Source organism: Acidovorax sp. ACV01, from assembly GCF_014851495.1.
GTDB classification, from domain to species: Bacteria; Pseudomonadota; Gammaproteobacteria; order Burkholderiales; family Burkholderiaceae_C; genus Acidovorax; species Acidovorax radicis.
Genome location: NZ_JACUZT010000003.1, coordinates 813,915 through 840,475 on the forward strand (window position 1 = coordinate 813,915; position 26,561 = coordinate 840,475).

Here is a 26,561-nt window from a genome sequence, read left to right on the forward strand (position 1 = left end):
CGCCTTCTCCAACCCTCAACGGACCCTACGACCATGCCCCTCGTTTCGATGCGCGAACTGCTCGACCATGCCGCAGCCAACAGCTATGGCATCCCTGCCTTCAACGTCAATAACCTGGAGCAGGTCCAGGCCGTGATGGCCGCTGCCGACGAAGTGGGCGCCCCGGTCATCCTGCAGGCCAGCGCCGGAGCACGCAAGTACGCTGGCGAGCCTTTCATCAAGCACCTGATCCAGGCCGCCGTCGAAGCCTTCCCGCACATCCCGCTGGTGATGCACCAGGACCACGGAACCTCGCCCAAGATTTGCCAGGGCGCCATCGACCTGGGCTTTGGCTCGGTGATGATGGATGGCTCGCTGATGGAAGACGGCAAGACGCCCTCGTCGTTCGACTACAACGTCGAAGTGACCCGCAAGGTGGTCGACATGGCACACAAGGTGGGGGTTACCGTTGAAGGCGAACTTGGCTGCCTGGGGAACCTCGAAACCGGTGAAGCCGGCGAGGAAGACGGTATTGGCGCCGATGTGAAGCTCGACCACAGCCAGATGCTGACCGACCCCGAAGAGGCCGCCGTGTTCGTGAAGGCCACGCAACTGGACGCCCTGGCGATTGCCATCGGTACCAGCCACGGCGCCTACAAGTTCAGCCGCAAGCCCACGGGCGACATCCTGGCCATCAGCCGCGTCAAGGAAATCCACCAGCGCATTCCCAACACCCACCTGGTGATGCATGGTTCGTCGTCGGTGCCTGCCGAGCTGCTGGCCATCATCAACCAGTACGGCGGCAAGATGAAGGAAACCTACGGCGTGCCGGTCGAGGAGATCCAGGAAGCCATCAAGCACGGCGTGCGCAAGATCAACATCGACACCGACATCCGCCTGGCCATGACCGGCGCGGTGCGCAAGTTCCTGTTTGAAAACCCCGACAAGTTCGACGCGCGCGAGTGGCTCAAGCCCGCTCGCGAGGCGGCCAAGCAGGTCTGCAAGCAGCGTTACCTGGAATTCGGCTGCGAAGGCCAGGGCAGCAAGATCAAGGGGCTGAGCCTTCAGGCTGTGGCGGCCCAGTACGCGGCGGGTGCGCTGGCCCAAGTGGTGAACTGAACGTTGGCACAAGGCCCTGCAGGGCCGCCCGATCGGCCTGGCTGCGTTGCGCAGTCAGGCTTTTTTTTTGCCCCGATACGAGATGGACTGGGGAGTTCCCTCTACATCAGACAAAGGCGACAGCGGCAAGATTTTCTTCATGTAAGCTCGCGGTCAGCTTGCCCACCGGCAGCGCCGTAAGAAGTGTCCGATACCAGGGCGCTTTCAACACATTTCTCACCAGTTACACCGAGCTGGTTGTTGCATGGCAGAAGCCGTCGATGGACGGACTCGGGTGCCGTGGGATGATTGAAGGCGAATTCGTATGAACCTTTCTCTATGACTCTGACTATTTCGAAGTTTCGGCGCTTGTTGCCTGTATTTGCCGTGGCGGTGTTGACGGTGGCGTGCGCGCCCCTGACCGTTCCCCCAAAGGCCGAATATCCGGTCGGGCGCGCCCGTCTGGTGTTGCCGCCAGGGGCGTGGCAAGACCTGGGTACTTCTGATGAGGCCACATCAGGCCCCGGAGGCCGTACCTCGCTGCAAACCCGTGACGTGGGGCTGCGTGGTGCGAAAGGTGAATGGCTGGCTGCGCTGCGTGTGCAGACCAACCGCACGGGCGACTTGCGGGGGTCTCCGCAAGGGGTGGGGTACTGTCCGGCGCAACAGGACGTCATCGTGAAGGATCCCGCCGATGGCAGCCCTGTGCGGGCCGATTGCCTGCGCTTCAAGCTTTGGGCGAGCAGCCCCAAGTGGCTCGAAAAGAACAGGCCCGATCTTGTCCAATGGATGGCCAGCCGCCAGATCGCGCTGAACGCCCCCTATTCGCATGTGGGCTACCGCTACGTCACCGAAGCGGGTGTCTGGGTGGTGGTGGATGCCCTGGTGGACCAGCGGCTGATCAGCGTCCGGCCGCGCAACAACGAAGAGTTCCTGGTCGCAGGCCTGCCCTTCCAGCAATGGGCCCATGACCTGGCCCAGGCTGTGCGCCTGAGCGCCGGCATGGTGGACGGCCACCTGGCCATTCCGCCTTTCCCGTTTGCCGAAGCCGCATCCCGGAAATGAGCGGCGCAAACAGATAACAAAACAACAAAACTACAAGACAACACAAGAGAGGGAGATTCACCATGGGCGTGATCCTGCAAATCCTGGGGCTCATCATCACTTTCACGATGGCGATGGAAGCCCTGCGCCGTTTTGGCATTGACGTGGGCTGGCTCAATCCGCTGGCCTTTTTCCGCCGCCGTGCCTGGTCCAGGAAGGTCACAACGCCGCCGCTGTACACGCTGGAGCACCCTGTGGATGTGGTGGCTGTGATGGCATTGGCCATGGTGCAGGCGACTGGCGCCGTGACCGTGGAGCAGAAAGAGGGCGTTCTGGCCCTGCTTCGCCAACATCTGGGTCTGGGCGAATCCGATGTGAACAACCTCTGGGTTGCCAGTTCCCACATGCTGCGCAACCGCCCGTTGGCACCCAGCGAAGTGCCTGCTGTGCTGGAGCGCAGCTTAGAAAAATTCACCGATTACCACGTGCTGACCCTGCGTTCCGTGATGCAGGGCGCAGCGCAGATCGTGCCCCCAGCCAGCGCAGAGCAGCAGCAGCTCCTGGATGCCGTGGACGCCTGCTTTGCCAAGAAGCAGGCCGCCGCACGCCCCTGGGCGGGCTGACGCAGCGGTAGACACGCCGGCCCCAACGATTCCACAACTTCGAGGAGACCTCCCATGCAGACCAGCCCCGTCCCGCAGCCGCAGCGTATTGGCGTGCCCAGGGAAATCTTCCCCGGCGAAAAGCGTGTGGCCACCGTGCCCGATGTGGTGGAGAAGCTGATCAAGCTGGGTTTTGCGGTCACTGTGGAGTCGGGGGCTGGGGATGCCGCCAACTTCAGCGATGACGCCTACCGCGCCGCCGGGGCCCAGATCGTGGGCGGCGCTGCCGCGCTGTGGGCAGCATCAGACATCGTCTTCAAGGTGCGCCCGCCCAGCAGCGACGAAGTGGTGCTGATGCGTGAGGGCACGACGCTCATTGATTTCATCTGGCCCGCCCAGAACCCCGAGCTGATGCAGCAGCTCGCGGCCCGCAAGGCCACGGTGCTGGCCATCGACTGCCTGCCGCGCACGCTCTCGCGCGCCCAGAAGATGGACGCGCTGACCTCCACGGCTGGCGTCTCCGGCTACCGCGCCGTCATCGAGGCGGCCAATGCCTTCGGCCGCTTTTTCAACGGCCAGATCACCGCCGCGGGCAAGGTGCCGCCGGCCAAGGTGTTCATCGCAGGCGCGGGCGTGGCGGGGCTTGCCGCCATCGGCACGGCTGCCAACCTGGGCGCCATCGTGCGCGCCAACGACACGCGTGCCGAAGTGGCTGACCAGGTCAAGTCGCTGGGCGGTGAGTTCGTCAAGGTGGATTACGAGGAAGAAGGCTCGGGCGGCGGCGGCTACGCCAAGGTCATGAGCGAGGGTTTCCAGGCCGCGCAGCGCAAGATGTACGCGGAGCAAGCCAAGGATGCCGACATCATCATCACCACCGCGCTGATTCCGGGCAAACCCGCGCCCAAGCTCATCACGGCCGAGATGGTGCAGAGCATGAAGCCCGGCAGCGTGATCGTGGACATGGCCGCCGAGCAGGGTGGCAACTGCGAGCTGACCGTGCCTGGCCAGGCTGTGGTGCGCCACGGCGTGACCATCGTCGGCTACACCGACCTGGCTTCGCGTCTGGCCAAGCAGTCGTCCACGCTGTATGCCACCAACCTGCTGCGCCTGACTGAAGAGCTGTGCAAGGCCAAGGACGGCGTGGCCGTGGTCAACATGGAGGACGACGCGATCCGCGGCCTCACCGTGGTCAAGGATGGCGCGATCACCTGGCCTGCCCCACCGCTCAAGCAGGCCCCTGTGCCGGCACCCAAGGCCGCGGCAGCTCCTGTGGCTGCCAAAAAATCCAGCCATGGTCCGGGCGCACCGATGTCTGCCAAGACGCTGACCATCGTTTTTGCCGTGCTGGCCGTGCTGTTCTGGGCCATCGGTGCCTATGCGCCCGTGGCCTTCCTGGGCCACTTCACGGTGTTTGTGCTGGCTTGCTTCATCGGCTACATGGTGGTGTGGAATGTCACGCCCGCGCTGCACACGCCGTTGATGAGCGTGACCAACGCGATCTCCAGCATCATCGCCATCGGTGCGCTGGTGCAGATTGCACCGCCCGATGCGGGCATCAACGGGCGCCCGGATGGGCTCATCCTCTGGCTGGCCTTTGCCGCGCTGGTGCTCACGGCTGTCAACATGTTCGGTGGCTTCGCCGTCACGCGCCGCATGCTGGCCATGTTCCGCAAGTAACTCCATCACAACAAGAACACAAGGAGCACAGAACATGTCCCAAAGTCTCGCCACCGTTGCCTACCTGGGTGCGGCCATTTTGTTCATCCTGAGCCTGGGCGGGCTCTCCAACCCCGAAACCTCGCGCCGGGGCAACCTGTTCGGCATGGTCGGCATGGCGCTGGCCGTGCTGGCCACGGTGTTCGGCCCCCGTGTCAGTCCTGCGGGCGTGGCCTGGATCGTCGGCGCACTGGTCATCGGCGGTGGCATCGGCCTGTATGCGGCCAAGGTCGTCAAGATGACCCAGATGCCCGAGCTGGTCGCCCTCATGCACAGCCTGGTGGGCCTTGCGGCCTGCCTGGTGGGTTTTGCGAGTTACGTCGATACCTCGATCCAGCTGCAGGGCGCCGAGAAGATCATTCATGAGGTGGAGATCTATGTCGGCATCCTGATCGGCGCGGTCACGTTCAGCGGATCGCTGATCGCCTTCGGCAAGCTCAACGGCAAGATCGGTGGCAAGCCGCTGTTGCTGCCTGGCCGCCACTGGATGAATCTGGCTGCGCTGCTGATCGTGATCTGGTTTGGCCGCGAGTTCCTGCGCGCCGAGACCATTGAACAAGGCATGGTGCCGCTGATGGTGATGACGGCGATCGCGCTGCTGTTCGGCATCCACATGGTGATGGCCATCGGCGGTGCTGACATGCCGGTGGTGGTGTCCATGCTCAACAGCTACTCGGGCTGGGCGGCGGCGGCCACGGGTTTCATGCTGTCCAACGACCTGCTCATCGTCACGGGCGCGCTGGTGGGCTCTTCGGGTGCCATCCTGTCGTACATCATGTGCAACGCGATGAACCGCAACTTCATTAGCGTGATCGCGGGCGGCTTCGGGTCGGGCGCTGGCACACCTGCCAAAAAGGGCGAGGCAACCGAGCCGCAAGGCGAGGCCGAGCCCGTCAGCTCCGCCGAGACGGCCGAGCTGCTGCGCGATGCCAAAAGCGTCATCATCGTGCCCGGCTACGGCATGGCCGTGGCCCAGGCCCAGCACACGGTGTACGAGATCACCAAGACCCTGCGCGAAAAGGGCGTGGATGTGCGCTTTGCCATCCACCCGGTGGCGGGCCGCATGCCCGGCCACATGAACGTGCTGCTGGCCGAGGCCAAGGTGCCCTACGACATCGTGATGGAGATGGACGAGATCAATGAGGACTTCCCCAATGCTGACGTGGCCATGGTCATCGGCGCCAACGACATCGTGAATCCCAGCGCCCTGGATGATCCGACCAGCCCCATCGCAGGCATGCCCGTGCTCGAAGTGTGGAAGGCCAAGACCTCGATCGTGATGAAGCGCTCCATGGCGTCGGGCTATGCGGGGGTGGACAACCCCCTGTTCTACAAGGACAACAACCGCATGCTGTTTGGCGACGCCAAGAAAATGCTCGACGAAGTTCTTTCCGCGCTCAAGGGGTGACGGGCATAATTTCACCGCGAAAAAGCACGATCGTGCTGGAAATCCCAGGGCGGTCTTCACGGCATCAATAAAACTTATCAGGAGACAAAAAATGACGAATCGCCCCTGGCTGGCTGCCTATCCGCAAGGCGTCCCCGCAGATATCGACACCACGCAATACCCATCGCTCGTGGCCCTCATGGACGAGGCGTTTACCAAGTACGCGGGCCGCGTGGCCTACAGCTTCATGGGCAAGGAAGTGACCTATGCCCAGACCGACTCGCTCTCCAGCGCGTTTGCGGCCTATATGCAGGGCCTGGGCCTGGTCAAGGGCGACCGCGTGGCCATCATGATGCCCAACGTGCCGCAGTACCCCGTGACGGTGGCGGCCATCCTGCGTGCGGGCTTCGTGGTGGTCAACGTGAACCCGCTGTACACCCCGCGCGAGCTGGAGCACCAGCTCAAGGATTCGGGCGCCAAGGCCATCGTCATCATCGAAAACTTCGCCACCACGCTGCAAAGCTGCATTGCAAACACGCCCGTCAAGCACGTGGTGCTGTGCGCCATGGGCGACCAACTGGGCCTGCTCAAGGGAGCATTGGTCAACTACGTGGTGCGCAACGTCAAGAAGATGGTGCCCACCTACAACCTGCCGGGCGCCGTGCGTTTCAATGACGCGGTGGCCCAGGGCACGCGCGGCACCCTCAAGAAGCCCGACATCAAGCCCGACGACATTGCACTGCTGCAATACACCGGCGGCACCACGGGCGTGAGCAAGGGCGCGGTGCTGCTGCACCGCAATGTGATCGCCAACGTGCTGCAGTCCGAGGCGTGGAACGACCCCGTGATGAAGAAGGTGCCTGCGGGCGAACAGCAGACCAGCATCTGCGCGTTGCCGCTGTACCACATCTTCGCGTTCACCGTGAACATGATGCTGAGCATGCGCACCGGCGGCAAGACCATCCTGATCCCCAACCCGCGTGACCTGCCTGCCGTGCTCAAGGAGCTGTCCAAGCACACCTTCCACAGCTTCCCGGCCGTGAATACGCTGTTCAACGGCCTGGCCAACCACCCCGACTTCAACACTGTCAACTGGAAGAACCTCAAGGTCTCGGTGGGCGGCGGCATGGCCGTGCAGGGCGCCGTGGCCAAGCTCTGGCTGGAGAAGACCGGCTGCCCCATCTGCGAGGGCTACGGCCTGTCGGAGACCAGCCCCTCGGTCAGCTGCAACCCCGTGACCGCCAAGGAGTTCACTGGCACCATTGGCGTGCCGCTTCCCGGCACCCTGATGAAGCTGATCGACGACGACGGCCGCGACGTGACCACCCTCGGCCAGCCCGGTGAAATCGCGATCAAGGGCCCGCAGGTGATGGCGGGCTACTGGCAGCGCCCCGATGAAACCGCCAAGGTCATGACCGACGACGGCTTCTTCAAGTCCGGCGACATCGGCGTCATGGATGAGCGCGGCTTCTTCAAGATCGTGGACCGCAAGAAGGACATGGTGCTGGTCAGCGGCTTCAATGTCTATCCCAACGAGGTCGAAGAAGTCGTAGCCAACTGCCCCGGCGTGCTCGAATGCGCCGTGGTGGGCGTCCCGGACGAGAAGACCGGTGAAGCCGTCAAGCTCGTGATCGTCAAGAAAGACCCCGCTCTCACCGAAGCGCAGGTCAAGGAGTTCTGCCGCGCAGAACTCACGGGCTACAAGCAGCCCAAGGTCATCGAGTTCCGCACCGAGCTGCCCAAGACCCCCGTGGGCAAGATCCTGCGCCGCGAGCTGCGCGATAAGAAATGACCATCCCCCTGAGCCGCTTCGCGGCTTCCCCCTTCTCTCGGCTCGCGCCGGGAAGGGGGACGACGCCAGCGGCCTGGCGAAGCCAGTTCCACGGCGTCCGCTGGTATGAGTCGTGTCGGTTTCGTAGGCCATGACCACCGCCATCCTCAGCGCCTTGCCCGAAGAGCAAAGCTCGCTGGTCCAGCACCTGTTGCACCCCCAGCGCCTGATGCATGCGGGCCGCGCCTTTTGGCTGGGCGAGCTGCACGGCCGCGCGGTGGTGCTGGCGCTGTCGGGCATCGGCAAGGTGGCGGCTGCCACCACGGCCACGGCGCTCATCGAGCGTTTCGGCGTGGCGCGCATCGTCTTCACCGGGGTTGCGGGCGGTGTGGGCGATGGCGTGAATGTGGGCGACGTGGTGGTGGCGCAGGACTACCTCCAGCACGACATGGACGCCTCGCCCCTGTTCCCGCGCTGGGAAGTGCCCGGCTACGCGCGCAGCCGCCTGGCCTGTGACGGCGTGCTGTCTGCTCTGCTTTTGGAAGCTGCTGGCGCTTGTGTATCAAGCGCCAGCGGCCAATTTGGCTTGAGAACTGGTGCAACGGATGCGTTGGAAGACGTCTTGCACCGCACCCACCACGGCCTGGTGGCCAGCGGGGACCGATTTGTCTCTGCCGCCGATGAGTCCCACCGCCTGCGCAACACCTTGCGCGACGCCGGCCACGACGTGCTGGCCGTTGAAATGGAAGGCGCCGCCGTGGCCCAGGTGTGCCACGACTACGGCATCCCCTTCGCCGCCGTGCGCACCATCTCCGACCGCGCCGATGACACCGCCCATGTGGACTTTCCCCTCTTCGTGCAGACCGTGGCCAGCCGCTACGCCGAGCACATCATGCTGGCGTTTCTTCAAAAACTATGAAATTGATAGCTACTCGCGCTTGTTGAATAAGCGCTAGTGGCTATTTTTATTGGATGTTTTCATGCGTGGCCGTAGATCATCGGTCGCCGCGCCGTGAAACTGGCGCTCCCCCGTGCATCCGGCTTTGCCGGTCCACCGGAGGCGTCCCCCTCGGGGGAAGGCGCGCAGCGCCACAGGGGGCTACTTCAACCAGCCGCGCTTGCGGAAGTACCACATGGGCCCCACCGCACTGGCGATCATCAGCAGGATGCCGTAGGCATACCCGTAGCTCCACTCCAGCTCGGGCATGAACTTGAAGTTCATGCCGTACACGCTGGCGATCAGCGTGGGGGGCAGCAGCGCCACGCTGGCCACCGAGAAGATCTTGATGATCTTGTTCTGGTTGATGTTGATGAAACCGACCGTGGCGTCCATCAGGAAGTTGATCTTGTCGAACAGGAATGCCGTGTGGTTGTCCAGCGATTCGATGTCGCGCAGGATCTGGCGGGCTTCCTCGAACTGCTCGGAGTTGAGCATCTTGCTGCGCATCATGAAGCTCACCGCACGGCGGGTGTCCATCACGTTGCGGCGGATGCGTCCGTTCAAGTCTTCCTGGCGGGCAATGGCGCCCAGCACCTCGCCAGCAAGGGCATCGGTCACGTCGCCGGCCAGCACCTGCTTGCTCACCTTTTCCAGCTCGTCGTAGATGTTCTCGAGCGTGTCGGCCGAATACTCGGCGTCGGCGTCGAACAGCTTGAGCAGCACTTCCTTGGCGTCTTCGATGAGGCCTGGCGCGCGGCGTGCGCGCATGCGCAGCAGGCGGAACACCGGCACGTCTTCGTCGTGGATGGAGAACAGCACGCCCCGGCTCTTGAGGTTGGCGTTGTGCTGATTCAGGATGAAAGCCACCCGCACCGAGCGCGGGTCTTCATCGTCGTCGATCAAAAAGTCGCTGCGAATGTGCAGCTCGCCGTTGTCTTCTTCGTAGAAGCGGGCGGATTCCTCGATGTCCTCGTCCATCGCATCCTCGGGGATGGACAGGCCGTAGTGCTGCTTGATCCAGCGTTTTTCTTCGAGGGTGGGGGCTTCCAGGTCCACCCAGATTGGCTGGAAGCGGGTCAGCTCTTCCAGGGATTCGATTTCTTCCTGGAACAGCCGGCCATTGGCGAGCGTGAAGATGTTGAGCATGGGCTCACTCCCTTGTTGTGTGGCATCTGCGGTGTGGGGGATCGGGTGCTTTCAACCCCACAGCAGGCAGGCCGGGGAGCTGAAAGCTACCAACTCGGGTAGGTTTCCAAGGAGCTTTCTCCGTAAAAAATGGACAGGCGGCGGATTATGGCACTGCAGCTGCAGCGGGTCCTAAGAGGCCGTCGGACTTGGAAATCGCCGGCTGCAAATCGACCGCAGCGGTCCGATTTTCGCTGATCGGCGCTCCAAGTCCGACAGCCTCCTAGCAAAAGCCCGCGCCCGCGGTGGTCAGCGGGATGTGGCCTGGCGCACGATGGCCAGGGCCCGGCACAGGTCGGCCCAGGCAGCGGCCTTGACGTCTTGCGAGCGCAAAAGAAACGCCGGGTCGTAGGTCACCACGGCCGGGCAACCCGCCAGCTGGTGCGGGCCTGCGCGCAGGCGGCCCAGCGGCTCGGTGCGACCCAGCGCCGCCCGCGCTGCCACATGGCCCAGCACCAGGACCAGGGCGGGTTGCAGCGCCGCCACGGCGTCGGCCAGTGCTGCGGGGATGTTGTGGTCACCACCGGGTTCCGCGCCGGAGGCCGTGCGCTCCAGTGCCGCCAGGAACACGCGCGGGTGCTTGTTCAGCTGCATGGCGCGCAGCATGTTATCCAGCAATCGGCCCGCATCGCCACCCAGCGGCTCGCCCGGTGTAAGGCTTTCGGTCACGATCAGCCAGCCCGCACCCAGCCCGGTCGGGGTCTGCGCCGGGTCGGCGGTGGGGTACAGCGCCTGGGGCGCATGCAGCCGCAAGGTTGGGGTAGCCAGGGCTGCGCCTGTGCTCTCTGCCGCAGGTGCGGACACTCGCGGGGGTGTTGGCTGGGGCGCGCGTGCAGCCGGTAGGCTTGCCGCGGCGGGTGGCGGGGTGGGGGTGGGCACCACGCGGGTTGCAGGGGCGGGGGCGGCCATGGCGGGGGCGGGCGCCGGGGCTGCCGTGCGGGCTGCTGGTGCCTCCTGTGGCCCCCACACGGTGACCCCCATTTCTTGCAGCATGGCGCGCTGCCGCGCATCGAGGTGAAGACTCATGGGAAAAGGGGCCCGTTGAAGGTGTTGCTCACAATGCCAGGCTCATGACCACGGCATCTTCGCGCTGGCCCAGTTCGGCGGGGTAGTAGCGCTTGCGTTCGCCCACGCGGCGAAACCCGTGGGTCTGGTAGATGTGCTGGGCGCGCAGGTTGCTCATGCGCACTTCCAGCCACAGCCATTGGGCGCCGCGCCCGCGCGACCACAGGGCCAATGCGTCCAGCAACACCCGCGCCCAGCCTTGGCGCTGGAATTCGGGGGTGACGGTGATGTTGAGCAGGTGTACTTCATCCACCCCCAGCATGGCCACAAAGTAGCCCAGCAGGTGCTCTCCCGCCATCAGCACCTGCGCCTGGTAGCCCGAGGCCATGGCATCGGTGAAGTTGCCGCGTGTCCAGGGGTGCGAATAGGCGCGTTGCTCCACCGCCAGCACGGCATCCAGCCGCGAGAGCGTGAGGGCTTCAAAGCGCGCCTCGGGCGCGCCGGCAGACGGGGTGGGCAAGGCGCTCATGGGGTCTGGCAGGGATGATTCACTGGGGCGCGTCCACCGCGCGTTCTTGCTGGGCGGCGCGCAGCGCAGCCCGCTCGGCGGTGGTGTTCGCCACTTTATCGCGGATGTAGCGCGGCAGCGCATCGCTGGCGGGCACACCTTCGCCCGCCGCCAGCAGGGCCGGGGCCAGGCGCAGCAGAGCGCTGGCCGTGGGCAGTGTGGCCACATGGGCGGCTGTGGGCGCCAGTCGTTCGCCGTAAGGTGTGCGCGCGTTGCCCGCCACCGTCCATCCTAAGGGCACGAGCACGGATTCCGGCGCCCCCAGGCCAAAGTCGGCATCGGTGTGCCAGCGGCCTTGTGCGCCGATCCACTCGCAGCGCGCGTGGTAGACCTCGTCCATGCGCGCGTCCAGCACCGCAACCACCTGCGTGCAGCCGTGCGCCTGGCGCGCTTCCTCGGCCACAGCCAGCAGGGTGTCCACGGGCAGCACCGGTATGCCGTGGCCCCCGTGCGCGCCAAACGCCAGCCCCTGTGCCACGGCGCAGGCGGTGCGCAAGCCGGTGAAGGAGCCCGGGCCACGGCCAAACACAATGACTTCCAGCGTGTCGAACGACAGGCTGGCCTGCGCCATCAGGCTGCGCACTGTCGGAATCAGTGTGGCCGAAGCCTGCGCGCCCCCGGGGCCCGTGTGCTGCCACACGGCATCACCGTGCTGGACGGCGATGGAAAGGGTGTCGGTGCTGGTGTCGAAAGCGAGCAGATTCATGGGGCCAGAGGGTTTGCGCGGCAAAAGGGGTCAGGGGGCGGTGCGGCCAGAGGCGGGCGTGGGCGGGACGACCACGCCCGCCTGACTTTTGCGCAGCACGCCCAGCAGGATACCGGCAGTCACCAGCAGCAGGCCGGCGACGAGGTTCCAGTACATTGGCTCGTCCAGAAAAATCACTGCACCGATGGCCGAGAGGCCAGGCACCAGGGCCGTGATCATGGTGGATCGCACGGGCCCATAGTGCTGGATCATGCGTGTGAAGCCGATGCCCGAGATCACCACCGAGCCGCCGCCCTGGAACACCATGTGGAAGACGATCTCGCTCCAAGGCGCCAGCGCCAGGCGGCTGGTGACGGCGCCCAGCGTGGTCAGCAGGGCATAGCCCGGCACATAGACCAGGCATGCAAACGCGGTGATCGCGATGGTGGCCTGCACGGCATCCACTGCATGGCGCCGGGCCAGCACGCTGTAGGTGGCCCAGCACGCGGCGGCCAGCATGAACAGCACATCGCCCTTCCACACATCCCCGCCCGAAAACGCCGCCAGCAGGCTGCGCCCGCCGACCAACAGGTCGCCTGCCACGATCAGGGCCAGGCCCGCCGCACGCAGCGGCGTGATGTGGTCGCGCAGCAGCACGGCAGCCAGCAGCGCCGTCCACAGCGGCAGGCTGCCCGGCATCAGCACCGCCGCATGGGTGGCTGGTGCATGGAAGAATCCCGCGTAGGCCAGCATGGCGTAAAGCAGCCCGCCGAAGGTGCCCAGCAGGGCCGTGGTGCGCAGCGGCAGGGGCGAAATGCCCGCCAGGCTGGAGGGCGGGGCGGCCGAGCCCAGCGCTGCGGTGCGCCGCCGCACCAGCCACCAGCCCCAGGGCAGCAAGACCAGGCTGGCGCCGGTGATGCGCAGCAGCGCAATGTCGAACGGGGTGAGCGTGCGCTGGGCCGAGGCGCGGGCAATGACGATGAAACCCGTCCAGATGGTGACCGTCACGACCGCCGCCAGCAGGCCGATGGCACGAGGAGAAAAACGCATCGGGGGATTATCGGTGGGTGGGCGTGGCGGCGCTGGCATCCGGGTTCCTGGTCACGCGCGGCCTGCGGGCGGCGCGCTGCCGGGCGATAGACTCGCGCCATGTTTTTGTTTCCTGATTCTTGGCGCCACTTCGCGCTGCGTGGTGCCCTGGGCGGTGTGGCGGTGTGGTTCGTTCTGGCGGGGGCTGCTGGCACGGCCCAGGCCCAGGCGGCGGCTCCCGCCCCGTTGCCACCGGAGGTCGAAGCCGCCCTGGGTCGCGCCAAGTTGCCGCGCGAGGCCCTGTCGGTGATGGTGGTGGATGCGCAAGGCGGCAAGACATCGCCTGCACGCCTGGCACACCGGGCGCAGGTGCCGGTGAACCCGGCATCGGTGATGAAGCTGGTGACCACTTACGCGGCGCTGGAGCAACTGGGCCCCGCCTATGTGTGGAACACACCGGTCTACGTGCAAGGCTCGGTGCAGGACGGCAGCCTGCGGGGCAACGTCTACATCCAGGGCCAGGGCGATCCCAAGCTGGTCATGGAACGCCTGTGGCTGCTGATGCGGCGCCTGCAGGGCCAGGGCATCCAGGTCATCGTCGGCGACATCGTGCTCGACCGCACGGCCTTTGACGTGCCCGACCACGACCCGGCACGTTTTGATGGCGAGCCACTGCGCCCCTACAACGCCGCGCCCGATGCGCTGCTGCTCAACTACAAATCGTCGGTGATGACCTTTGTGCCGGATTCCGCCGCAGGCCTGGCGCGCATCCAATACGACCCACCCCTGGCGGGTGTGGTGCGCCAGGCCACCGTCGCGCTGGCCGCGCCGGGCACCGAGTGTGGCGACTGGCGTGGCGCCTTGCGGGCGGAGCTGGCCGACCCCGCCAAGGTGAGTTTCCAGGGGGTGTACCCGGCCACCTGCGGCGAGCGCGTGTGGCCCGTGGCGGCGGTGGACCCACGCGGCTTTGCGGGGCGTGCAGTGGAAGGCATGTGGCGCGAGCTGGGGGGCAAGCTCACGGGCAGCGTGCGCGAGGGCAAGGTGCCGCCCGGCTTGAAACCCGCCTTCGTGGCCACCTCACCCGCGCTGTCCGAAGTGGTGCGTGACGTGAACAAGTACAGCAACAACGTGATGGCGCAGCAGGTGTTCCTGACGCTGGCACTGCAGAAGAACGGTGTGGCCACCTTCGACGGTGCCCGCGAGGCCTTGCGCCAGTGGTGGCTGTCGCGCATCGGTGATGCCGAACTGCCCCTGGCCGACAACGGTGCAGGCCTGAGCCGCGATGCCCGCCTGACGGCGCAGGCGCTGGCTCGCATGTTGCAGGTGGCCTGGGTGTCCCCGGTGATGCCGGAGCTGGTGGCGTCGCTGCCCATCTCCGGGGTGGATGGCACGCTGCGCCGCAGCCAGAGCCGCGTGGGCACGGCCCATCTCAAGACTGGCAGCCTGCGCGACGTGATGGCCGTGGCGGGCTATGTGCACGCGGCCAGCGGGCGGCGCTATGTGCTGGTGGCTGTCGTCAACCATGCCAATGCCGGCGCTGCGCGGCCTGTGCTGGACAGCCTGGTCGACTGGACCGCGCGCGACCAGTGAATAATGGGGCGTTGCCCTGCCACACGCGCCAGAGCCTTCAGAACTTTCCCCCGTCCCATGCCCACCACCGAGCTCATCGGCTACCTCGCCGCCATCCTGACCACCTGCAGCTTTGTGCCCCAGGCACTGCATACCTTTCGTACGCGGGATGTCCGGGGCATTTCGCTGGGCATGTACAGCGTGTTCACGGCCGGTGTGGCGCTGTGGCTGGTGTATGGGCTGACCCTGGCGGCCTGGCCCATCGTGGTGGCCAACGCCATCACGCTCGCGCTGGCGGGGACGATCCTGGGCATGAAGGTGGTCTACGGAGCGCGTGGCCAGCGCTAAGCGCGACTCGCAAAACGCTTCTGATTTCGTTGCCGCGTCTTGCGGTACTGCGCGTACTGCCTGCGACGCCGCGCTTGGCCAGAACCGCTTCGCTGGGTTCTGTGCGTCGCTCCAAATGCTCGCCTGTGGCGGGCCACTGTCACCTAGGCGTCTGCCCACTGGTTCGGTCCGCGTTATCCCCTATGGATGGTGCAGTGCAGGTGCGCGCACGATGCGTCGTTGTTTCTTGACCTGAGGTATCCATTCATGAAGTATTTCCGCCTTACCTGTGTTGCCGCTGCTGCGGTGCTGCTTGTCGCCTGCGGCGGCTCCGACGATCCAGACCGTGGCGCGTTGATTGACCCCCCTGCCGTCATGATGACGCTGACGGCCGCGCAGATCGATGCAGGCACCTCCAGCAGTGGCCTGCAGGCCATCAGCGGCAAGGCGAAATGTGATGTGAAGGTGGTGGCTCTCAATTACGCCACCGCAGGCGCCAAGAGTGGAGAGCACACCAACGCTTCGGGCGTGATGCTGGTGCCCGCAGGCAGCTGCAACACAGCCGCACCGCTGATCGCCTATGCCAAGGGCACCGATGTGCAAAAGCCCCGCACGCTGGCCAACCCGCAGGACAACGAAACCTTCCTGCTCGCCGCCATGTATGCCGCCCAGGGCTATGCCGTGGTGGCCACCGACTACCTGGGCTTTGCCAAGTCGGGCTACAGCTACCACCCCTACCTGCATGCCGACTCGGAAGCCACCTCGGTCATCGACTCGGTGCGGGCCGCACGCAATGCAGCGGGCACCGTAGGGGCCAATCTGTCGGGCAAAGTGATGTTCACGGGCTACTCGCAGGGCGGGCACTCGTCGATGGCAGCACACCGCTCTGCGGAACGCGACTACGGCACTGAATTCAATGTGGTGGCAGGTGCCCATTTGGCCGGCCCTTACAACCTGTCGGGCTCGCTGCGTATCCCGGACGCCATTGCGGGTGTGCAGTTCTTCGTACCTTATCTGGTGACGGCCTGGCAGAAAGTTTATGGAGACGTTTACACGGACGTGAAGCAGGTCTTCAAGGCCCCGTATTCGGGCTACATCGAGACCTTGCTGCCCAACCCTACGATGACCTACACCACGTTGCTCACCTCGGGCACTCTGCCCGCCGGTACGCCCAACCAGGCGCGGGATGCGCTGTTCCAGTCCGCGTTCATCACGGGCTCGCAGACCAGCACCACCCACCCTCTGTACCTGGCGGCCAAAAAGAATGACCTGCTGGGCTGGAGCCCCAAGGCCCGCGTGCTGCTGTGTGGCGGCGCAGGCGATCCCACCGTGCCGCCTGCGATCCACCAGCGCGTGATGAAGGCCGACTTCGACAGCCGGGGCCTGACCAACGTGGCATCGGTGGACGTCGATGCGGCCATTCAGGCCACCTTTGGCCCGGGTGGCCAGGCACCCACCGATCCGACATCGGCCGCATTTGCCACCTACTACGGCGCCTACCATGGCACCTACGAACCGCCGTTCTGCCATGCCCAGGCGCGAGCAGTGTTCGACATGGTCAAATAAGGCAGCCAGCAAGCGGCGGCGTGCCGCACAACAAAAAGCCGACCCTTGGGTCGGCTTTTTTGATGGCTGTGGTGCCTGCATAGAAGCTGCAGCGTGGCCACAGCTGCCAGTGGCCAAATTTACCAGCGGGCGCGCAGGCGGTCGTAGGCGTAGGTGCCGAACTGGCGCTGCGCCGAGGGCGTGAGGTACACCGGGTCGGCAAACACGTAGGAGGTCTGGCTGGCGCCCGACAGCAGCGTGGAGGGGGTGCACAGGGCCGAATTGACCTTTCCGGCGCCAATGCCGATGCCATTGGTGGCGTCCACCGAGGTGCACACGGCGGTGGTGGCATTGTTGAAGCCGTAGTTGGCGGGCACGCCGGTATACAGGTTCACGTAGTAGGCCAGGTCCACATACAGCACGTTGGCACCCAGGTCCACGATGCCCACGAGCAGGCCGTCGTTGAAGCGGCTGCTGGCGTCGGTCAGCAGCGCCTCGCGGCCGATGGCCTTGGCCCACGGGGTCTTGCTCAGGTCGTAGGTGCCGGTCACCACCACGTACTTGGCACCGGCGGTCACCAGGCGGCGCACCTGGGCGGCCATGTCTTCACCCGCCTGGCGGGCTGCGGCCACCATGGCGGCTTCGGTCTGGGTGCCTGCCTGCACGGCGGCCATGCCGGCGATCACGTCGCTGATGCCGCCGCTGAGGATCACCACATCGTTGGCCGCGAAGCTGCCGCTGGCCAAAAAGGTGTCGATCTGCTCGGTGATGGTGGGCGTGCTGGCGTTGCCAGCGGCATCGGGCTTGGCCTTGACGCGGGCATTGCCCACGGCATAGCTCTTGCCTCCCGCAGAGACGGCCGAGAGTGGCTTGCCATAGTTGGCGGCCACCTGCAGGGTCCAGTTGTTCACGCTGCCGTCGTTGACGGTATAGCGAGAGCCTTTTTGCCCCACATCGCTGTTGGCATCACCAAACGCGATGAAGCGCTCGGGCGTGATGGCCGATTCGGTGGTGCTGGAACCGCAGGCCGCGAGCAACGCGGCCGACGCACATGCGGCGACCAGTACGGTGCGGCGCATCCAATTTGCTGCCATGTATTTCTCCAGAAAAGTGGGGGGTAGTTTAGCGGTGCAACGTCAACGCATGTAAAGCCGCCTTGTGCGGCTGGAATCATGCGGCAGATGCACGTTGCAGGCGGTCGTGCACACCTTCCCACTCGGGCTCGGCGGGCGGGGTCTCGATCCAGATCAGTTTCACGCCATCGTCGTCAAAGCCGCGCAGCACCGCAAACAGCTGCTGGGCCGTGGCGGCCGCGTCGTCGGGCATGCGGCGCATCACGAGCTTGGAGGATTGGGTGCGCAGTGCGGCGCGGGCATAGACCGCGATGTGGGCGGCGTCGGCGCCCAGCAGGTCCAGGCCGGTTTGCAGGGCCTTGGCGTCCATCAGGCGCACCTTGGCGGCGGGCGCGTAGTGCGCTTCGAGCGTGCCCGAGGCGCGGGGCGTGAGCGCGGGCATGTCGTCCCTGGACAGCGGTGCAATGCCGCAGGCGGCCTCAATCTGCTCGCGCGTGATGGCGCCCGGGCGCAACAGCACGGGCACACCGCGCGTGCAGTCCACGATGGTGCTTTCGATGCCCACTTCGCACGGGCCACCATCCAGCACCAGCAGCCCGGCGCCCAGCTCGTCCTGCACATGCTGGGCGGTGGTGGGGCTCACGCGGCCAAAGCGGTTGGCGCTGGGGGCTGCCACGCCCCACACCGGCGGGCCGCCTTGGGCCTCGCTGTCGCCCGGTGCGGCGCAGGCCAGCAGCAGGGCATGGGCCACAGGGTGGGCCGGGCAGCGCAGTCCCACGCTGTCCTGGCCGCCGGTGGCGGCGCCAGCCACGCCGGACAGGCGCGGCAGGATGAGTGTGAGCGGGCCGGGCCAGAAGGCATCGACGAGCTTCTGTGCAAAACCCGGTACCTCACTGGCGAAGTGGGCAATGCCCTCGGCATTGGCTACATGCACGATCAGCGGGTGGTCGCTGGGGCGTCCCTTGGCCGCAAAAATCTGCGCCACGGCGGCATCGCTGCTGGCGTCTGCTGCCAGGCCGTACACGGTTTCGGTGGGCAGGCCGAGCAGTGCGCCGCTGCGCACGGCCCGTGCTGCGGTGGCGATGGATGCGGGCTGGGTGCCGTCAAGAATCATGGGTTGGAAGGCCGACATCAGAACGGTGCAATACCCAGCAGCGCAGCGGCCTGCAGGGCCGTGGTGCGCGCCGCCCCGGGGGTGGCGGCGGTGATGTTGAGGTGCCCCATCTTGCGGCCGCGCTTGGCCTCGCGCTTGCCATACAGGTGCAGGTGCGTGCCGGGCAGGGCTAGCACCTCGTCCCAAGGGGGCGTCTGCTCGGTGTCGCCATGGGCAAACCACAGATCACCCAGCAGGTTGAGCATCACGGCGGGGCTGTGCTGGCGCGGCTGCGTGAGCGGCAGGCGGGCCATGGTGCGCACCTGCAGCTCGAACTGCGACACGTCGCAGGCGTTCTGGCTGTAGTGGCCACTGTTGTGCGGGCGGGGGGCGATTTCGTTCACCACCAGGCTGCCGTCCTGCAGCACAAAAAACTCCACGCAGAGCACGCCGACGTACTGCAAACCGTTTGCTATCGAAATTGCAGCTTCTACCGCTTGCTGAATAAGCGCTGGAGGCAGATTTGTTTCAAAAACCTCTGTCACGGCCAGGATGCCGTCGCGGTGCAGGTTGCGCTGCACGGGCAAGTACACGGTGGCGCCGTCGGCGCCGCGCGCCACGATCACCGAACATTCCAGCGCCAGGGGCAGCATCTTCTCCAGCACGCAGGGCACCTTGCCGACCGAGTCCCAGGCGGCGGCGAGCTCGGCAGCGGTCTTGACGCGGACCTGGCCCTTGCCGTCGTAGCCCATGCGGGCGGTTTTCAGGATGCCGGGCAGTAGATCAGATGAAACTGCAGCCAGTTGCTCAGCCGTTTCGACCACCGCATACGGCGCACAGGGTACACCGCAGGCCACGAAATGGGCCTTCTCGCGGGCGCGGTCCTGCGCCACCGACACAGCGCTGGCGGCGGGCGACACGGGGCGCTGCGCAGCCAGCGCAGCCAGCGCCGCAGCGGGCACGTTCTCGAACTCGGTGGTCACCGCATCCGACAGACGGGCCAGCTCGGCCAGGCCCTGCGGGTCTTCATAACCCTTCTGGATGTGGTGGTGGCTCACCAGCCCGGCAGGGCTGGAGGCGTCGGCATCGAGCACGGCCGTGAAGTAACCCATGGCCTGCGCCTGGTGCACAAACATGCGGCCCAGCTGGCCGCCGCCGAGCACGCCCAGCATCGATCCCGGCAGGAGGGGTTTGTTGCTGGCGCTCATGCGGCGGGCGGCAGGGTCATGTTGCGCGCCACCTCGGTCTGTTCGGCGCGGAAGGCTTCGAGCCGCTGGCGCAGTTCGGGGCTTTCGTTGGCCAGCAGGGCGACGGCAAACAGGGCGGCGTTGGCGGCGCCTGCCGTGCCAATGGCAAACGTGGCCACGGGGATGCCCTTGGGCATCTGCACGATGGAATGCAGTGAATCCACGCCTTGCAGGTGGCGGCTGGCCACCGGCACACCCAGCACGGGCACCGTGGTCTTGGCGGCAATCATGCCCGGCAGGTGGGCAGCACCCCCGGCCCCCGCAATGATGGCTTTGAGGCCCCGGCCCGCAGCGGCCTCGGCGTAGGCAAACATGTCGTCGGGCATGCGGTGGGCCGAGACCACGCGGGCCTCGTGCGGGATGCCGAACTGTTCAAGAATCTGCACTGCATGCTGCATGGTGTCCCAGTCGCTGCTGGAACCCATGACCACGCCGATCTGGATGGGTTTCATGGTGTGGAGGGTGCTGGTGGGCAGGTTGCGCCTGCCCCACCGCTGTAGGTGGAACCCGCGATTTTACTTTTTGCGCCCCCCTGGCTGGTGTGGGGCTGTTTCGATGGGCCAAAATAGCGGGCAAACTGCTCCACAGGCCCCTGGCCCCCACACCATCATGATTGACGTCACCGTAGAGAACTTTGAAGCCGAGGTGGTTGCCGCCTCGATGAACGTGCCCGTGCTGGTGGACTTCTGGGCACCTTGGTGTGGGCCCTGCAAGTCGCTGGGGCCGGTGCTCGAAAAGTTGGAGACCGACTATGACGGCCGCTTCAAGCTCGTCAAGATCGACTCGGACCAGGAGCAGCAGCTGGCGGGCATGTTCGGCATCCGCAGCATCCCCACCTGTGTGTTGCTCATGAACGGCCAGCCCGTGGACGGCTTCATGGGCGCCCTGCCCGAAGGCCAGGTGCGGGCTTTCCTCGACAAGCATGTGCCAACCGCCGAAGAACTGGTGGCGGAAATTGAGGGAGAAGAAGCCCATGACGCCCTGGCGGAAGGCGACACCGGCACCGCGCTGGAAAAGCTGCAGCATGCCGTGGTGACCGATCCTTCCAACGACGACGCACGTTTTGACTACGTCAAGCTGCTGCTGCAGCTGCACCGCGAGGACGATGCCAAGGTGGCCTTTGCCCCCGTCATCGCCAAGGCCGCAGGCTCGCGCAAGCTGGGTGCGCTAAAGGCCTGGATGGATGCTATTGATTTCGTAGCTTCGAGCGCTTATGGAGAAAGCGCTGGGGCTGAATTTGATGCAAAAATTGTCACCAACAAGCGCGACTTTGACACCCGCTACGCCCGTGCCCGCTGGCTCATGGCGGGCCAGCGCTGGACGGACGCCATGGACGAGCTGCTCGAAATCCTCATGCGCGACAAGGCCTGGGGTGAGGAGGTCGCCCGCAAGACCTATGTGGCCATCCTCGAAATCATCGAACCCCCGAAGGTGAAGGTGGCCGACGGCCAGATCCCGCCCGATGATCCGGTGGTGGCGACCTACCGGCGTCGCTTGTCGAGCGTGGTGCTCAGCTGAGCGGGGTTCGCCCCACCAAAAAAGAAAGGCCCGGGAAGGGCCTTTCTTTTTGCGGTGGGCTGATGGACAGGTCAGGCCGTCAGCCGTTCCAGCGCTTCCCGGTACTTGGCGGCGGTTTTTTCGATGACTTCGCGCGGCAGGCGGGGGGCGGGCGCGGTCTTGTCCCAGGGCTTGCCGTTCACCTGCGCCTGTTCGAGCCAGTCGCGCACGAATTGTTTGTCGTAGCTCGGTGGGTTCTGGCCGGCGGCGAGAGCTGCTTCGTAGCCTTCCACCGGCCAGTAGCGCGAGCTGTCGGGCGTGAGCACCTCGTCCATCAGCACCAGGGTGCCGTCGGGCGCCAGGCCAAACTCGAACTTGGTGTCGGCAATGATCATGCCTTTGGTGAGTGCGATCTCGGCAGCAGCCTTGTAGATCGCAATGCTCAGGTCGCGGATGCGGGTGGCCAGGTCGAGGCCAATCATTTCGACCGTGCGCTCGAACGTGATGTTTTCGTCGTGTTCACCCATCGCGGCTTTGGCGGCCGGGGTGTAGATGGGCTCGGGCAGCTTCGCGGCATTGGTCAGCCCTTCGGGCAGCGGCACGCCGCAGACCGAGCGCGATTCCTGGTATTCCTTCCAGCCGCTGCCGGCCAGGTAGCCGCGCACCACGGCTTCGACGGGGATGGGCTGCAGCCGCTGCACCAGCATGGACCGGCCACGGATTTGTGCCGCTTCTTCCGGGGATACCGCGCTTTCCGGTGCGTCGCCCGTCAGGTGATTGGGGCAGATATACCCGAGCTTGTCGAACCAGAACAGCGCCATCTGCGTGAGCAGCTCGCCCTTGCCCGGAATGGGCTCGCCCATGATCACGTCGAAGGCCGAAAGGCGGTCGCTGGCCACCATCAGGATGCGGTCGTCGCCCACGGCGTAGTTGTCACGCACCTTGCCGCGTGCCAGCAGGGGCAGCGACGTGAGGGCGGAGGTGTGCAGGGCGTTGGAGCTGGGCTGGGTCATGGTGTCGGTGTGGGCGATCGATGTGCGCTGCAGACAGGCCGAAAAACGGGGAGTGAGGCGCGGGAGCGGATGAAGTTGTCACTGCGTTCGCGCAGCTTGCGGATTTTACGCGCGAGCCCGAAGCGTGCCTGCGGCGGGGGGCCGAGCGGCGTCTGCGTGGAGGGCGGGCGATGCCCTGCGCGCGGGCCGCCCTTGCGGCACACTGTGTGGCCCTGAAGCTGACCGGGCCACCTTTGGCCACTCCCTGTGCCCTCACCCCCTGTACTCACCCCGCGCCGCGAACTGTGGCTGCTGCTCACCCTCGCGGGCATCCAGTTCACCCACATCCTGGACTTCATGATCATGATGCCGCTGGGCCCTCGGTTCACGCAGCTGTTTTCCATCAGCGACGCGCAGTTCGGGCTGCTGGTGTCGGCCTATACGCTCTCGGCCGGGGTGTCGGGTTTGCTGGCCTCCACCTACATCGACCGGTTTGGGCGCAAGCGCCTGATGCTGGTGTTGTATGTGCTGTTCGGGCTGGCCACGCTGGCCTGCGGCGTGGCACCTACTTACGGCACGCTGATGGTGGCGCGCATTCTGGCGGGGGCGTTCGGGGGCGTGTTGTCGGCCTTGTCGCAAACCATCGTGGCCGATGTGGTCCCGTTCGAGCGGCGCGGCCGGGCGATGGGCATCGTGATGACATCTTTCTCCGTGTCCACCGTGGCGGGTGTTCCGCTGGGGCTGATCCTTGCCGAGCATGGGGGCTGGAACATGCCGTTCATTGCGATTGCCGCGATGGTGGGGGTGCTGGCCGTGCTGGCGGCGCGCACCATGCCCGCGATGACGGCCCATGTGCAGGCGGCCAGCGGCAGAACGGCGCTGGGTGGCATCGGCCAAGTGCTCGCAGATCCGAACCACCGCTGGGCGTTCCTGTTCTCTGCGTTGCTCATGTTTACAGGTTTTACGGTGATTCCCTACATCACCATCTACATGCAGACCAATGCTGGCGTGCGGGCCGATCAGATTCCATGGGCCTACCTGTGCGGGGGTGTCGCGACCCTGTTCACCGCCCGCCTGTTTGGCGGGTTGACGGACCGGCTTGGCAAGGTGCGAACGTTTCGCGGGCTGGCCCTGGCTGCGGCGCCCTGCCTGCTGGGCATCACGCTGGTGCAGGGCTTGCCGCTGTGGGGCGTGCTGGCGGTGTCCACCCTGATGTTTGCCTTCGTGAGCGGCCGGATGATTCCCGGCATGGCCATCGTTGCCTCCGCGGCGCAGGCGCCGTTGCGTGGCACCTTCATGACCCTGAACGCATCGGTGCAGTCCGCCGCCATGGGAGCGGCGTCTTTGGTGGGCGGGATGCTGATCAGCCGCGATGCGCAAGGGCTGGTGCAGAACTACTGGGTGGCTGCGCTGGTGGGCATTACAGCGAGCCTGTTGTCGATGCTGGTGGTGGGGCGGTTGACGCTGCATGGTGCGGCGCCTTCAGGGCGCTGAGCCAAGGCCCGCTGGCTTGGGGCGTGTGCTGCCTGTCAACTCAGCCATTGTGCGCGCTTTCCGGGCGCTTGGCACCTTGGCGGGCATAACCCAGCGGGCCGGGGCGGAATGGGATTGCTTTTCAGGAAGGGCAGGGGCATAGTGACTTCACGTCAACGGGATGCATCCAAGTTCGCCGGGCCGCTCCTCTGATCCAGGGCGGCGTTTCTTCCACAGAGAGTGTTACAGGAGACTTATTTATGAACCTGACGATCAGCGGTCACCACCTCGAAGTTACCCCAGCCTTGCGCAACTACGTCACCACCAAGCTGGACCGGATCACCCGCCATTTTGACCAAGTTGTCGACGTCAAGGTACTGCTGACGGTAGAGAAGCAAAAGGAGAAGGAAAAGAGGCAGCGAGCGGAATGCAATATCCACGTCAAGGGCAACGACCTGTTTGCCGAGAGTTCCCACGCAGACCTGTATGCCGCCGTGGATGAGTTGGTGGACAAGATGGACCGCCAGGTCGTGCGCCACAAGGACCGACTGCAGGACCACCACCACGAAGCCGCCAAGCGCGAACTGCACGCTTGATGCGCCAGCCCTGAGCCTGGCACAGCAGCCGCCCCTTTTGGGCGGTTTTTTTGTTGCCCACAGCGCCGCGCTCAGGGTTTTCGCCAATATGTGCATAATTGTTACCCTTGACCATGAACCGACTCGCCTCCATCCTGCCTTCCGCTCAAGTGCTTGTGAGCGTGGACGCCACCAGCAAGAAGCGTGCTTTTGAAGAAGCGGGTCTGCTGTTCGAGAGCCAACACGGCCTCTCGCGTGCGTTGATCACCGACAGCCTTTTTGCGCGTGAGCGCCTGGGCTCCACCGGTCTGGGCCATGGCGTGGCCATTCCCCACGGGCGCATCAAGGGGCTGAAAGCGCCCATGGCGGCCGTGTTCCAGCTGCTGAATCCGATTGGGTTCGATGCCCCGGACGAGTTGCCTGTGGGCCTGCTCATTTTTCTGCTGGTGCCCGAAGCGGCCACCCAGAAGCACCTTGAAATCCTGTCCGAGATTGCCGAACTGCTCAGCGATTCGGCCCTGCGTGAAAGGCTCAAGGCCTGCACCGATGCCGCCGAACTGCACGGCATGATTGCGGGCTGGCAGTCCACGCAAACGGCCTGAGCCCGTCGGGCGCTGCGCACTTTCGCTGATTCGCCGTGAAACCTAATGTTGTCAGTGCCGATGTTCTTTTTGAGGAATTTCGCGGCCCCCTGAAGTGGGAATGGGTGGCCGGGCTGGGGGCTTCCGAGCGGCGCTTTGACGAAGTGGCCGTGCGGTCCGCGCGCTCCGGGGCCGATCTGGTCGGCTACCTCAATTACATCCATCCCTACCGCGTCCAGATCCTGGGCGAGCGGGAGATTGCCTATCTCGGCAGCGCTTCGCCCGACGATTGCAAGCGTCGCATCGCACGCATCGTGACGCTGGAGCCGCCCGTGCTGGTGCTGGCCGACAACCAGACCGCACCTGACGCGCTGGTGTCGATGTGTGAGCGCGCGCAGATCCCGATGTTCTCCACGCACGAGTCGTCGGCCTTTGTGATCGACGTGCTGCGGGCTTACCTGTCCAAGCACTTCGCCGACCGCACCACCATGCATGGTGTGTTCATGGACATCCTGGGCCTGGGCGTGATGATCACGGGCGAGTCGGGCCTGGGCAAGAGCGAACTCGGCCTGGAGCTGATCTCGCGCGGTAACGGTCTGGTGGCCGACGATGCGGTGGATTTGTTCCGCATCAACCAGACCACCATCGAAGGCAAGTGCCCCGAGCTGCTGCAGAACCTGCTGGAAGTGCGCGGCATTGGCCTCTTGGACATCCGCGCGATCTTTGGCGAGACGGCCGTGCGCCGCAAGATGCGCCTCAAGCTCATCGTGCACCTGGTGCGCAAGGAAACGCTGGAGCGCGACTACGAGCGCCTGCCGTATGAGCCGCTCACGCAGGACGTGTTGGGTGTGCCCGTGCTCAAGGTCGTGATCCAGGTGGTGGCCGGCCGCAACATCGCCGTGCTGGTGGAAGCTGCAGTGCGCAACACCATCCTGCAATTGCGCGGCATTGATACCTACCAGGAATTTGTGGAGCGGCACCGCCGCGCCATGGAGCGCGACACCGGCGTCTGACGCAGGCGTCTGCACGCCGACTGGCGCTGCATGTGCCAGCGCCCCCGCGCAAGGGCCGCCCCGCCGCTGCCCTCGCAGAGAAGGCGCGAAGCGCTTCAGGGGGAAACTTATTTACTTGCGCAGTTTGCGCATTGGCCATACAGGGCCATGGTGTGGTCTTGCACCAGCCACCCCTTGGCCTTGGCCACGGCCTGCTGGCGCTTTTCAATTTCCGGGTCGTAAAACTCTTCGACCTTGCCGCAGGATGTGCAGATGAAGTGGTCGTGGTGCTGCCCTTCATTGAGCTCGTACACCGCCTTGCCACTCTCGAAATTGCTGCGGATCAGGATGCTTGCCTGCTCGAACTGCGTGAGCACACGGTAAACGGTGGCCAGCCCGATGTCCGAGCGCTCTTCCAGCAGCACCCGGAACACATCTTCCGCCGTCATGTGGCGCTGTCCGCCTTTCTGGAAAATCTCCAGAATCTTCAGGCGGGGCAGCGTGGCCTTGAGTCCCGTGCTTTTGAGTTCGTCGATGTTGGTCATGGCATGGTCTTTCGGGATGCGGGCCTTGGCCTCAAGGTTGGAA

Annotated in this window: 26 protein-coding genes; 15 read left to right on the top strand and 11 right to left on the bottom strand. The window is 65.3% G+C overall.

Features of this window, described 5'->3' with window-relative positions:
- Positions 1-33: 33 nt before the first annotated feature.
- The 7 genes from fba (at position 34) to IB243_RS12450 (ending at position 8,516) form a co-directional block, all read left to right on the top strand.
- Positions 34-1,098, top strand: coding sequence for a class II fructose-bisphosphate aldolase (gene fba / locus IB243_RS12420; RefSeq protein WP_192427328.1), 1,065 nt, complete (start codon positions 34-36; stop codon positions 1,096-1,098).
- 318 nt (positions 1,099-1,416) lie between these two features.
- Positions 1,417-2,142, top strand: coding sequence for a hypothetical protein (locus tag IB243_RS12425; protein ID WP_192427329.1), 726 nt, complete (start codon positions 1,417-1,419; stop codon positions 2,140-2,142).
- A gap of 62 nt (positions 2,143-2,204) precedes the next feature.
- A complete protein-coding gene (locus IB243_RS12430; protein WP_192427330.1) occupies positions 2,205-2,744 on the top strand; it encodes a phenylacetic acid degradation protein in 540 nt (179 codons plus the stop codon).
- Between the two features lie 54 nt (positions 2,745-2,798).
- Positions 2,799-4,400 carry a Re/Si-specific NAD(P)(+) transhydrogenase subunit alpha gene (locus IB243_RS12435; protein WP_192427331.1) on the top strand — a complete coding sequence of 534 codons (1,602 nt, stop codon included), beginning with the start codon at positions 2,799-2,801 and terminating at the stop codon, positions 4,398-4,400.
- Positions 4,401-4,434: 34 nt separating this feature from the next.
- Positions 4,435-5,847: a Re/Si-specific NAD(P)(+) transhydrogenase subunit beta gene (pntB, locus tag IB243_RS12440; protein WP_192427332.1), complete on the top strand. Its 1,413-nt coding sequence runs from the start codon at positions 4,435-4,437 to the stop codon at positions 5,845-5,847.
- Between the two features lie 91 nt (positions 5,848-5,938).
- Positions 5,939-7,618, top strand: coding sequence for a long-chain-fatty-acid--CoA ligase (locus IB243_RS12445; RefSeq protein ID WP_192427334.1), 1,680 nt, complete (start codon positions 5,939-5,941; stop codon positions 7,616-7,618).
- A 130-nt stretch (positions 7,619-7,748) separates the two neighbouring features.
- Complete coding sequence (locus tag IB243_RS12450) at positions 7,749-8,516, top strand: 5'-methylthioadenosine/adenosylhomocysteine nucleosidase (RefSeq protein WP_192427336.1); 768 nt, start codon at positions 7,749-7,751, stop codon at positions 8,514-8,516.
- Between the two features lie 180 nt (positions 8,517-8,696).
- On the opposite strand, the gene corA is transcribed toward IB243_RS12450, so the two are convergent.
- The 5 genes from corA to IB243_RS12475 form a co-directional block, all read right to left on the bottom strand.
- Complete coding sequence (corA, locus tag IB243_RS12455) at positions 8,697-9,683, bottom strand: magnesium/cobalt transporter CorA (RefSeq protein WP_010464274.1); 987 nt, start codon at positions 9,681-9,683, stop codon at positions 8,697-8,699.
- A gap of 288 nt (positions 9,684-9,971) precedes the next feature.
- Positions 9,972-10,748 carry a uracil-DNA glycosylase family protein gene (locus IB243_RS12460; protein ID WP_192427338.1) on the bottom strand — a complete coding sequence of 259 codons (777 nt, stop codon included), beginning with the start codon at positions 10,746-10,748 and terminating at the stop codon, positions 9,972-9,974.
- A gap of 28 nt (positions 10,749-10,776) precedes the next feature.
- Entirely contained in the window at positions 10,777-11,256 is a 480-nt protein-coding gene (gene rimI, locus IB243_RS12465; RefSeq protein WP_192427340.1) for a ribosomal protein S18-alanine N-acetyltransferase, read from the bottom strand.
- Between the two features lie 19 nt (positions 11,257-11,275).
- Entirely contained in the window at positions 11,276-12,001 is a 726-nt protein-coding gene (gene tsaB, locus IB243_RS12470; protein WP_192427342.1) for a tRNA (adenosine(37)-N6)-threonylcarbamoyltransferase complex dimerization subunit type 1 TsaB, read from the bottom strand.
- A gap of 30 nt (positions 12,002-12,031) precedes the next feature.
- Positions 12,032-13,030: a DMT family transporter gene (locus IB243_RS12475; RefSeq protein ID WP_057271409.1), complete on the bottom strand. Its 999-nt coding sequence runs from the start codon at positions 13,028-13,030 to the stop codon at positions 12,032-12,034.
- Positions 13,031-13,129: 99 nt separating this feature from the next.
- On the opposite strand from IB243_RS12475, the gene dacB reads away from it, so the two are divergent.
- From dacB to IB243_RS12490, 3 genes are all read left to right on the top strand, one after another.
- Positions 13,130-14,599 carry a D-alanyl-D-alanine carboxypeptidase/D-alanyl-D-alanine-endopeptidase gene (gene dacB, locus IB243_RS12480; protein ID WP_192427344.1) on the top strand — a complete coding sequence of 490 codons (1,470 nt, stop codon included), beginning with the start codon at positions 13,130-13,132 and terminating at the stop codon, positions 14,597-14,599.
- A gap of 57 nt (positions 14,600-14,656) precedes the next feature.
- Positions 14,657-14,926 (top strand): SemiSWEET transporter, encoded by a 270-nt coding sequence (locus IB243_RS12485; RefSeq protein WP_010464262.1) that lies wholly within the window; start codon positions 14,657-14,659, stop codon positions 14,924-14,926.
- Between the two features lie 246 nt (positions 14,927-15,172).
- Positions 15,173-16,471: a lipase family protein gene (locus IB243_RS12490; RefSeq protein WP_010464261.1), complete on the top strand. Its 1,299-nt coding sequence runs from the start codon at positions 15,173-15,175 to the stop codon at positions 16,469-16,471.
- 119 nt (positions 16,472-16,590) lie between these two features.
- Here the strand turns inward: IB243_RS12490 and IB243_RS12495 are convergent, their stop codons facing one another.
- From IB243_RS12495 to purE, 4 genes are all read right to left on the bottom strand, one after another.
- Positions 16,591-17,544, bottom strand: a complete 954-nt coding sequence (locus tag IB243_RS12495; protein ID WP_057271411.1) for an SGNH/GDSL hydrolase family protein — start codon at positions 17,542-17,544, stop codon at positions 16,591-16,593.
- Between the two features lie 76 nt (positions 17,545-17,620).
- Positions 17,621-18,637 (bottom strand): L-threonylcarbamoyladenylate synthase, encoded by a 1,017-nt coding sequence (locus IB243_RS12500; RefSeq protein ID WP_192427457.1) that lies wholly within the window; start codon positions 18,635-18,637, stop codon positions 17,621-17,623.
- A 17-nt stretch (positions 18,638-18,654) separates the two neighbouring features.
- The gene (locus IB243_RS12505) at positions 18,655-19,824 is read right to left on the bottom strand and encodes a 5-(carboxyamino)imidazole ribonucleotide synthase (RefSeq protein WP_192427346.1); all 1,170 of its coding nucleotides are present in this window, start codon (positions 19,822-19,824) and stop codon (positions 18,655-18,657) included.
- Complete coding sequence (purE, locus tag IB243_RS12510) at positions 19,821-20,315, bottom strand: 5-(carboxyamino)imidazole ribonucleotide mutase (protein WP_057227318.1); 495 nt, start codon at positions 20,313-20,315, stop codon at positions 19,821-19,823. The genes IB243_RS12505 and purE overlap by 4 nt, the downstream gene beginning before the upstream one ends.
- 157 nt (positions 20,316-20,472) lie before the next feature.
- On the opposite strand from purE, the gene trxA reads away from it, so the two are divergent.
- Positions 20,473-21,381 carry a thioredoxin gene (gene trxA / locus IB243_RS12515; protein ID WP_192427348.1) on the top strand — a complete coding sequence of 303 codons (909 nt, stop codon included), beginning with the start codon at positions 20,473-20,475 and terminating at the stop codon, positions 21,379-21,381.
- A 71-nt stretch (positions 21,382-21,452) separates the two neighbouring features.
- Here the strand turns inward: trxA and IB243_RS12520 are convergent, their stop codons facing one another.
- The gene (locus IB243_RS12520) at positions 21,453-22,373 is read right to left on the bottom strand and encodes a phosphoribosylaminoimidazolesuccinocarboxamide synthase (RefSeq protein ID WP_010464249.1); all 921 of its coding nucleotides are present in this window, start codon (positions 22,371-22,373) and stop codon (positions 21,453-21,455) included.
- A gap of 246 nt (positions 22,374-22,619) precedes the next feature.
- Here IB243_RS12520 and IB243_RS12525 point away from each other — a divergent pair, with 246 nt between their 5' ends.
- From IB243_RS12525 to hprK, 4 genes are all read left to right on the top strand, one after another.
- A complete protein-coding gene (locus IB243_RS12525) occupies positions 22,620-23,846 on the top strand; it encodes an MFS transporter (protein ID WP_010464247.1) in 1,227 nt (408 codons plus the stop codon).
- 239 nt (positions 23,847-24,085) lie between these two features.
- A complete protein-coding gene (gene hpf / locus IB243_RS12530) occupies positions 24,086-24,421 on the top strand; it encodes a ribosome hibernation-promoting factor, HPF/YfiA family (protein ID WP_010464246.1) in 336 nt (111 codons plus the stop codon).
- A 113-nt stretch (positions 24,422-24,534) separates the two neighbouring features.
- Positions 24,535-25,002 (top strand): PTS sugar transporter subunit IIA, encoded by a 468-nt coding sequence (locus IB243_RS12535; protein ID WP_055395439.1) that lies wholly within the window; start codon positions 24,535-24,537, stop codon positions 25,000-25,002.
- Positions 25,003-25,037: 35 nt separating this feature from the next.
- Entirely contained in the window at positions 25,038-25,994 is a 957-nt protein-coding gene (gene hprK, locus IB243_RS12540) for an HPr(Ser) kinase/phosphatase (RefSeq protein ID WP_010464242.1), read from the top strand.
- A gap of 107 nt (positions 25,995-26,101) precedes the next feature.
- Here the strand turns inward: hprK and fur are convergent, their stop codons facing one another.
- On the bottom strand, positions 26,102-26,518 hold the full coding sequence (fur, locus tag IB243_RS12545; protein WP_010464241.1) for a ferric iron uptake transcriptional regulator: 417 nt from the start codon (positions 26,516-26,518) through the stop codon (positions 26,102-26,104).
- Positions 26,519-26,561 lie beyond the last annotated feature (43 nt).

Coding starts and splice junctions, on each gene's coding strand:
- fba (WP_192427328.1), top strand. CDS start 34: ATGCCCCTCGTTTCGATGCGCGAACTGCTCGACCATGCCGCAGCCAAC.
- IB243_RS12425 (WP_192427329.1), top strand. CDS start 1,417: ATGACTCTGACTATTTCGAAGTTTCGGCGCTTGTTGCCTGTATTTGCC.
- IB243_RS12430 (WP_192427330.1), top strand. CDS start 2,205: ATGGGCGTGATCCTGCAAATCCTGGGGCTCATCATCACTTTCACGATG.
- IB243_RS12435 (WP_192427331.1), top strand. CDS start 2,799: ATGCAGACCAGCCCCGTCCCGCAGCCGCAGCGTATTGGCGTGCCCAGG.
- pntB (WP_192427332.1), top strand. CDS start 4,435: ATGTCCCAAAGTCTCGCCACCGTTGCCTACCTGGGTGCGGCCATTTTG.
- IB243_RS12445 (WP_192427334.1), top strand. CDS start 5,939: ATGACGAATCGCCCCTGGCTGGCTGCCTATCCGCAAGGCGTCCCCGCA.
- IB243_RS12450 (WP_192427336.1), top strand. CDS start 7,749: ATGACCACCGCCATCCTCAGCGCCTTGCCCGAAGAGCAAAGCTCGCTG.
- corA (WP_010464274.1), bottom strand. CDS start 9,683: ATGCTCAACATCTTCACGCTCGCCAATGGCCGGCTGTTCCAGGAAGAA.
- IB243_RS12460 (WP_192427338.1), bottom strand. CDS start 10,748: ATGAGTCTTCACCTCGATGCGCGGCAGCGCGCCATGCTGCAAGAAATG.
- rimI (WP_192427340.1), bottom strand. CDS start 11,256: ATGAGCGCCTTGCCCACCCCGTCTGCCGGCGCGCCCGAGGCGCGCTTT.
- tsaB (WP_192427342.1), bottom strand. CDS start 12,001: ATGAATCTGCTCGCTTTCGACACCAGCACCGACACCCTTTCCATCGCC.
- IB243_RS12475 (WP_057271409.1), bottom strand. CDS start 13,030: ATGCGTTTTTCTCCTCGTGCCATCGGCCTGCTGGCGGCGGTCGTGACG.
- dacB (WP_192427344.1), top strand. CDS start 13,130: ATGTTTTTGTTTCCTGATTCTTGGCGCCACTTCGCGCTGCGTGGTGCC.
- IB243_RS12485 (WP_010464262.1), top strand. CDS start 14,657: ATGCCCACCACCGAGCTCATCGGCTACCTCGCCGCCATCCTGACCACC.
- IB243_RS12490 (WP_010464261.1), top strand. CDS start 15,173: ATGAAGTATTTCCGCCTTACCTGTGTTGCCGCTGCTGCGGTGCTGCTT.
- IB243_RS12495 (WP_057271411.1), bottom strand. CDS start 17,544: ATGGCAGCAAATTGGATGCGCCGCACCGTACTGGTCGCCGCATGTGCG.
- IB243_RS12500 (WP_192427457.1), bottom strand. CDS start 18,637: ATGATTCTTGACGGCACCCAGCCCGCATCCATCGCCACCGCAGCACGG.
- IB243_RS12505 (WP_192427346.1), bottom strand. CDS start 19,824: ATGAGCGCCAGCAACAAACCCCTCCTGCCGGGATCGATGCTGGGCGTG.
- purE (WP_057227318.1), bottom strand. CDS start 20,315: ATGAAACCCATCCAGATCGGCGTGGTCATGGGTTCCAGCAGCGACTGG.
- trxA (WP_192427348.1), top strand. CDS start 20,473: ATGATTGACGTCACCGTAGAGAACTTTGAAGCCGAGGTGGTTGCCGCC.
- IB243_RS12520 (WP_010464249.1), bottom strand. CDS start 22,373: ATGACCCAGCCCAGCTCCAACGCCCTGCACACCTCCGCCCTCACGTCG.
- hpf (WP_010464246.1), top strand. CDS start 24,086: ATGAACCTGACGATCAGCGGTCACCACCTCGAAGTTACCCCAGCCTTG.
- IB243_RS12535 (WP_055395439.1), top strand. CDS start 24,535: ATGAACCGACTCGCCTCCATCCTGCCTTCCGCTCAAGTGCTTGTGAGC.
- fur (WP_010464241.1), bottom strand. CDS start 26,518: ATGACCAACATCGACGAACTCAAAAGCACGGGACTCAAGGCCACGCTG.